This is a genomic window from Pseudochrobactrum lubricantis, assembly GCF_041929865.1.
Lineage (GTDB): Bacteria > Pseudomonadota > Alphaproteobacteria > Rhizobiales > Rhizobiaceae > Pseudochrobactrum > Pseudochrobactrum saccharolyticum.
The window spans coordinates 1012073-1019032 of record NZ_JBHEEE010000001.1 but is presented as its reverse complement, the minus strand read 5'-3'; the positions used below and the strand labels follow the sequence as shown (position 1 = coordinate 1019032).

Sequence of the window (6960 nt, the reverse complement as noted above, 5' to 3'; positions counted from 1 at the left end):
AAGCTCTCTGCCGCTAGCAGCGCCGCCGCCCTCGTTGTGTCGCTATATAGACCCCACTCTCCCAAACTGTCAACACGACTTTTCAAAAAAATTACACAAATCGCAAACTTTCTTTCCACAGGGAAAACTTCGAATTTTATGCAATCATTAACCAATGATTGGGTGGTTGTGGAGTGGAGATTCTATATGTCTCTGCACCTTATATATAGCAGAGCATATTAATGCTGGCTGCCGAGCCGCTCCATCTCCGCTTCTGACAGACCTAAGCTCTGGCCGATTTCATGCAGCAATATATGACCGATGATCTCGCCGAGCGTTTCCGTATTCTCACTCCAGTAATCCAGAATAGCGCGACGATATAATGTCAGCACTTCTGGACCTTCCTGCGCGCGCAAATGAAACCGCTCTCCGACACCCCGCCCCTCAAAGAGACAGAGAATGTCATAAGGCGTATCCAGATCCAGATCTTCCATAACCTGTTCATCCGGAAAATCGGCCACTTCGATACGAATCTGCGGGCTGAGCGCGCGAAACTCATCCGGCATATGCGCATACGCATTCAATGCCAGTGATTTCAGCTCGTCTACAGACGGGGCAAGCCGTGTTGCCCAGTCTCCGCTCAGATCAGTCTGAACCATTGTTCCTGTCTTTCTGCCCCGCTTATTATACAGCAGGTAGTCCAAAATTGATTCCATAAAAAAACCACGCTGACAGCCATCTGCAGCGTGGTTTCAAAACTGATATAGGCATTTATATTGTAAATGCCAAGTGAGCCTTATTTTAAAGGCTTACGCCCACGGACGGCTTGCAGAATTCTTCTTCTCAAATACCGAGATATTATCCGCTTTTTCCATTGTCAGGCCGATATCATCCAAACCATTGAGCATACAATGGCGTTTGAACTCATCCAGCTCAAAAGCAATTGAGCCGCCGTCTGGGCCGGAAATTGCCATCCCCTCAAGATCAACTGTCAGCGTGGCATTGGCGCCGCGCGAAGCGTCATCCATCAGCTTATCCAGATCTTCCTGAGAAACTTTGATCGGCAGAATACCGTTCTTGAAACAGTTATTATAGAAGATGTCCGCAAAAGACGTAGAGATCACGCAGCGGATGCCGAAATCCAGCAAAGCCCAAGGCGCGTGCTCGCGGGATGAACCGCAACCAAAATTATCACCGGCCACCAGAATCTGCGCATTGCGATAAGCAGGTTTGTTCAGAACGAAATCCGGATTTTCGGAACCGTCTTCATTAAAGCGCATTTCCGCGAAAAGACCTTTACCAAGACCTGTACGCTTGATTGTCTTCAGATAATCCTTAGGGATAATCATATCCGTATCGACATTGATGATCGGCAACGGAGCGGCAACGCCGGTAAGCTTGGTAAATTTTTCCATCGGTCTCGTAACCTGTAAGTCAAAATGCTTTTCTCATTGTGCTTTACACCAGCTTTTTGCAGAGTCAAAGGCCTGAAATCCAAGCGAAGTGCCGCACCATGATAATAATGCGCCCCTCAACCCCAAAGGCAACTACCTTTTCATTGATTGCCTATGATATTCAATTCAAACAATATCCTGTCATTTTTGACTGGTTTTCAGATCAAAAATAACACGAACATCTTTGCCAGGGAGAAATTCTGAGTGACACTTTATCAGCCGCGCCGTGCCGTGCTTTATGTTCCGGCCAGCCATCAGAAAGCCCTCGCCAAAAGCACACAACTACAGCCCGATGCCATTATATATGACCTTGAAGACTCTGTTGCCGAGCAAATGAAGCATGAAGCGCGTGATAATCTGCGCGCACATTTTCAGGAGCAGCACCAAACAGTACGAAGCCCGCTAAAAGCTATCCGTATCAACAGTCTTGCCACGCAATGGGGTGAGGATGATCTGAAACTGGCAGCAGAACTCAAAACTGAGGCTATTGTTCTGCCAAAAACAGAAACGCCGCAGCAGGTGATCGATGCTGCCCGCAAGCTTGATGATTATGATGCACCGGAGACCCTCGGCATCTGGGCAATGATTGAAACGCCGCGCGGTATTCTCAATGCGGATGAAATTGCACGGCTGGCGCAGAAATCCGCTGCACGCCTCAAATGTTTCATCGTCGGCACCAATGATATTGCTCTGAGCACTGGCGTTAAAACCACCAACCAGCGCAGCGCATTACTGCCATGGATGATGCAGATTATTCTCGCAGCTCGTGCGGGTGGTATTGATGTATTGGACGGTGTTTATAATAATTTTCAGGATCAGGAAGGCTTCAAAGCCGAGTGCGAACAAGGAGCAATGCTTGGTTTCGACGGCAAAACACTGATCCATCCTTCCCAGATTGAAACCGCTTTGAACAGCTATTCCTCAACTGCCGAAGAAGCCGCATGGGCAAATCAGGTAATTGCTGCTTTTAATCTGCCGGAAAATGCTGCCAAAGGTGCCATCTCTCTGAATGGCTCTATGGTCGAGCAATTACATATTCGTCAGGCAGAACGCGTCCTTGCGCGTGCGCGCTGATTCTTCTTTCTGCAAACTACAGGAGTTTCCTATGCAGCTTTATCGTTTCCTCACCGGTCCGGATGATTCTTCCTTTTGTCATCGCGTTACTGAAGCCCTGAACAAAGGCTGGATGCTCTATGGCTCACCAAGCCACAGCTATAATGCCGAAGAAAAGAAGATGTATTGCGGTCAGGCTGTAACCAAGACCGTTGAAGGTCATGAATATTCGCCGGATATCAAACTCGGCAGTTTCTAAAAATAAAAGCCCCTGCATATCTTGCAGGGGCTTTATTTACACGTATTAAAGGCCGCGTTTTTCGATCATAGCCTGCGGGCTTGGCATCCGGCCACGGAATGTTTTGTACAATTCCTCCGGATCTTTGGAACCACCCGCCGCATAAATATGGGTCTTCAGCTTTTCTGCCAGATCGGCATTGAAGACATCGCCGCTTTCTTCAAAAGCCGCAAAAGCATCAGCGTCCAGAACTTCCGACCACATATAAGAATAGTAACCGGCTGAATATCCGTCACCGCTGAACACATGCAGGAAGTGCGGGGTACGATGGCGCATGATAATCGCTTCCGGCATATCCAGTTTTTTCAGAACTTCCGCTTCAAAAACCAGCGGGTCAGTCACAGGCTTGTCACTGGTATGAAATGCCATATCGACCAGCGCCGATGAGGTGAACTCCACAGTGTTGAAACCGGCATTGAAAGTCGCGGCTTTCAATACCTTATCAATAAGATCCTGCGGGATTGTCTCACCGGTTTTATAATGAGTAGCGAATTTCTCCAGCACCGGACGCTCTGTCAGCCAGTGCTCATAGAGCTGGGATGGCAGTTCGACAAAATCACGCGAGACTGCGGTGCCGGAAATTGCAGGCCATGTCACATCGCTCAGCAGTCCATGCAGGGCATGGCCGAATTCGTGGAACAGTGTATGTGCATCATCGAGCGACAACAGAGCCACCTCGCCTTTCGGCGGCTTGGCGAAGTTCATCACATTATAAATGATCGGTGGCTGACCACCATCCAGACGATGAGACGACTGCAAAGCGCTCATCCATGCACCGGAGCGTTTGCTCTGACGGGCAAAATAGTCACCCAAGAACAGGCCGCGTCGTGAACCATCCGCGTTGAACACTTCCCACACACGCACATCCGGATGCCATGTCTGAACACCCTGATGTTCTTTGAATGTCAGGCCGAACAGACGTGTTGCAACATCAAAAGCTGCTTCAATAATTTTATTGAGCTGCAGATAAGGTTTGAGATCACCTTCATCAAAAGCGAAGCGCTCGGCACGCAGTTTTTCTGCATAATAACGCCAGTCCCAACCGGCTACCGGATGATTAAGCCCCTCACCGGTAATCAGCTTTTCCAGATCAGCCTGCTCTTCCGATGCGCGCTGTTTGGCTTTATCCCAAACCGGCATCAGCAAATCCATCACCGCATCGGGTGTTTTGGCCATTGTGCCATCAAGCTTGAACGCAACGAAATTTGCATAACCCAGCAGCTTTGCCTTTTCATCACGTAAGGCAACAATCTCTGTCACCAATGTGCGATTGTCAGTCGCACCGCCATTTTCACCGCGCTTTGCCCATGCTTCATAGGCTTTTTCACGCAAATGACGAACAGAGGAGAAGGTCAGAAACGGCTCAACAATCGCACGGGAAAGCGTAACCGCCCATGCATCTTCACGGCCGCGTTCTTCAGCCGCCGCTTTCATCGCATCGCGCAATTGATCCGGCAGACCGGCAAGCTCTGCCTCATCAGTAATAAATAAAGCCCATGATGCTTCGTCTTTCAGCACGTTCTGGCCGAAACCGGCACCGAGACCGGCAAGCTTTTCATTAATATCAGCCAGTCGTGCTTTGTCCTGTGCATTCAGTTTAGCGCCGTTACGCACAAAGCCTTTCCAGCTCTTTTCCAGTACACGCAGCGTTTCCGTATCCAGCCCGAGATTGATACGGCTCTGATAAAGCGCATCAAGGCGGGCAAACAGCGCTTCATTCATCATGATGCGCGAGTGATGGCGGGACATTCTCGGCGCGACTTCACGCTCCAGCGCCTGAATATCCTCATTGGTATGGGCACCGGCGCGCATCCAGAAAATCGCGGCAATGTGAGAAAGATCACGGCCGGAAAGCTGCAAAGCTTTCAGCGTATTCTCAATTGTCGGCGCATCAGGGTTCTGCAGAACGGCTTCCACATCCGTCCAGTCTTTTTCCAAAGCGATATCAAAAGCCGCTTTGAAATCCGCATCACTGAATTTACTGAAATCCGGCAGACCAAGCGGGCCGCTCCACTGGCTGAGTGCTGAATAAGCGGGCGTCATCTGATTGTCCTGCGGCATAACTCACGGTCTCCGGTTTGCAGAATTGCATTTCAAACATTTAAGCAGCCCGCTTATCCGCCACAAGTGATTTATACGGATAATTGACCTGCTTGAAAATAAATAGTAAGGAAACCTTATTATAAGGATGCCTTACAATGTTTGCAGGAAAATCCTACGATCCCGATAGTTTCGGTTTCGTTGTCTATGATATCAGCCGGCTTTTCAGCCTTGAGCGGGAGCGTAAGATCGTTGCCGCAGGTCTTGAACTCACGGCTTTCGAGTCACGGACACTGGTTCATGTTGCGCGTTATCAGCCAGCCCGCCAGTCTGTCCTCGCCGAGAGTATGAATATCGAAGCGATGACCCTGTCCGGCTATCTCGACAGGCTGGAAAATCGTGGCTTGCTGCGCCGCGAGGCCGATCCTGATGACCGTCGTGCCAAACTGATTTTTCTCAATGATACAGCCGTGCCGGTTCTGGATGAGCTGAAACGAATTGCGAAAGAAACCATCGCCGATGCTTCACAGGCGCTGCCGCCGGAAGAGTGGCAGAGATTTTTGCATAATCTTCTGACCGTCCGCGCACATTTAAGACAACTCAATCAGGAAAACCGGAAAAGCTGATCCGGTTATCCGCAATTTAGCTCCCAACCATAAAGCATGCCGCTATGCCCGATTCATCCCCCCGCGAAAAAACATCCCCGCTTGTCATTATGTCCGAGCGCCGCGTTGGCATTATCGGCGGCTTTCTTGCCGCCATCGGCCCGCTGGCAATGTCACTTTATACACCGGCGATGCCGGAAATTGTCTCGGATTTCGGTACCACAGAAGCAGCAGTTAAACTGACCCTGACCGCCTATTTCGGCGGTTTTTGTTTTGCCCAGCTGATCTGCGGCCCCTTATCAGACGGCTATGGCCGCAAACCGATCACTATTCTTTTCATGTCTGTCTATCTGGCAGCCAGTGTGCTGGCATTGTTTGCTCCGACGATTGAGATCATGGTGCTGGCACGCCTGTTACAGGGAGTGGGTGCAGCGGTCGGCGTTACCATGTCCCGCGCGATTGTCCGCGATCTGTTTACCAGCGACCGCTCAGCGCGGGTGATGAACCTGATCGGCATCGTGCTGTCCGTCGGCCCTGCCATCGGCCCGACACTTGGCGGGCTGACCCTGGAATTTCTCGGCTGGCATGCGATCTTTCTGGTAATGATCCTGCAAGGGGCGGCTGTCATTCTCATGATGCTGCTTTTTGTGCAGGAAACCGGCAAGCCCGATCCTTCCCGTGTCCGGCCACGGGCACTTGTGCAATCCTATTTCAGCCTGCTGAAAACCCCGCACTTCCTGTTTGCCAGTCTGGTGCTTACCGGCGCTACCGGTGCGCTTTATACATCAGCCACCATTATGCCCTTCATTCTTATGACGCGTGTGGGACTGTCACCGAGCACTTTCGGCATGGGGATGTTGTTACAAACTGCTTTCTATATTTCAGGCGGCATTATTTACCGCATCCTGATGCAGCGCGTGACCGTTTTCCAGATGTCCTGCATCGGGTTGCTCTGCACCGGCTCCGCCAGTATCCTGCTCGCTGTGTTGCTGCGCATTTATGAACCGGGCTATCTGCTGGTGATGTTACCGATGGGGCTTTACGTGATGGGCATTGCCTTTCTCACGCCGCAGATGACAACGGCAGCCATGGCACCTTTTCCGAAAATTGCCGGTTCGGCTTCCGCTTTGATGGGCTTCTTCCAGATGGGCGGTGGTCTGGTCGGCGGCATCATTTCAGCCTCTATGGGCGATCCGGTTATCGCCATGGCAACATTATTGCCGCTGATGGGATTACTGTCATTAATCAGCTATATAATGTGGAACAGGTTCAAACTGCCTCTGGCCCCTACCTTGGAGCATCCGATTACCCCTGAAAAATCTGCAGACCGGTAAAGTCAGACTCTCATAGAATTGTCAGGCAAAAACAGCAGGGTTGACAAGCGCGGCCCGAGAGCACAAAACACGCCCAGACCATCAGGTCTGATTTTAACCGGAGTTTTACTCTTATGCCCAGCGACAGTCACAGTCGATTGTTTATGCCGTCAATGGCAGATCTGACCTGATCGCAGGAGCGATTGGTTTGTCACGAT

The 6960-nt window shown here is 50.6% G+C and carries 7 protein-coding genes; 4 read left to right on the top strand and 3 right to left on the bottom strand.

Translation table 11 applies throughout. The features are described 5' to 3' along the window. Window positions 1–218: 218 nt before the first annotated feature. Together JNC80_RS04515 and leuD are read right to left on the bottom strand one after the other, a co-directional pair. Complete coding sequence (locus JNC80_RS04515; RefSeq protein WP_022709610.1) at window positions 219–638, bottom strand: metallopeptidase family protein; 420 nt, start codon at window positions 636–638, stop codon at window positions 219–221. A 150-nt stretch (window positions 639–788) separates the two neighbouring features. Continuing rightward, window positions 789–1394 carry a 3-isopropylmalate dehydratase small subunit gene (leuD, locus tag JNC80_RS04510; RefSeq protein WP_376709613.1) on the bottom strand — a complete coding sequence of 202 codons (606 nt, stop codon included), beginning with the start codon at window positions 1392–1394 and terminating at the stop codon, window positions 789–791. Window positions 1395–1637: 243 nt separating this feature from the next. On the opposite strand from leuD, the gene JNC80_RS04505 reads away from it, so the two are divergent. After that, a complete protein-coding gene (locus tag JNC80_RS04505; protein ID WP_376709612.1) occupies window positions 1638–2507 on the top strand; it encodes an HpcH/HpaI aldolase/citrate lyase family protein in 870 nt (289 codons plus the stop codon). A gap of 31 nt (window positions 2508–2538) precedes the next feature. Continuing rightward, on the top strand, window positions 2539–2745 hold the full coding sequence (locus JNC80_RS04500) for a DUF1737 domain-containing protein (RefSeq protein ID WP_022709608.1): 207 nt from the start codon (window positions 2539–2541) through the stop codon (window positions 2743–2745). Window positions 2746–2790: 45 nt separating this feature from the next. On the opposite strand, the gene JNC80_RS04495 is transcribed toward JNC80_RS04500, so the two are convergent. Beyond that, on the bottom strand, window positions 2791–4827 hold the full coding sequence (locus tag JNC80_RS04495) for a M3 family metallopeptidase (protein WP_376709653.1): 2037 nt from the start codon (window positions 4825–4827) through the stop codon (window positions 2791–2793). Between the two features lie 155 nt (window positions 4828–4982). Between JNC80_RS04495 and JNC80_RS04490 the strand changes: the two genes are divergently transcribed. After that, window positions 4983–5450, top strand: coding sequence for a MarR family winged helix-turn-helix transcriptional regulator (locus tag JNC80_RS04490; protein WP_376709611.1), 468 nt, complete (start codon window positions 4983–4985; stop codon window positions 5448–5450). A 44-nt stretch (window positions 5451–5494) separates the two neighbouring features. Continuing rightward, window positions 5495–6763, top strand: coding sequence for a multidrug effflux MFS transporter (locus JNC80_RS04485; RefSeq protein WP_022709450.1), 1269 nt, complete (start codon window positions 5495–5497; stop codon window positions 6761–6763). Window positions 6764–6960: the final 197 nt, after the last annotated feature.

What these genes read in the sequence shown, in the direction of transcription:
- JNC80_RS04495 (WP_376709653.1), bottom strand. Translation starts at nt 4,827, where the DNA reads ATGACGCCCGCTTATTCAGCACTCAGCCAGTGGAGCGGCCCGCTTGGT.
- JNC80_RS04490 (WP_376709611.1), top strand. Translation starts at nt 4,983, where the DNA reads ATGTTTGCAGGAAAATCCTACGATCCCGATAGTTTCGGTTTCGTTGTC.
- JNC80_RS04500 (WP_022709608.1), top strand. Translation starts at nt 2,539, where the DNA reads ATGCAGCTTTATCGTTTCCTCACCGGTCCGGATGATTCTTCCTTTTGT.
- JNC80_RS04485 (WP_022709450.1), top strand. Translation starts at nt 5,495, where the DNA reads ATGCCCGATTCATCCCCCCGCGAAAAAACATCCCCGCTTGTCATTATG.
- JNC80_RS04515 (WP_022709610.1), bottom strand. Translation starts at nt 638, where the DNA reads ATGGTTCAGACTGATCTGAGCGGAGACTGGGCAACACGGCTTGCCCCG.
- leuD (WP_376709613.1), bottom strand. Translation starts at nt 1,394, where the DNA reads ATGGAAAAATTTACCAAGCTTACCGGCGTTGCCGCTCCGTTGCCGATC.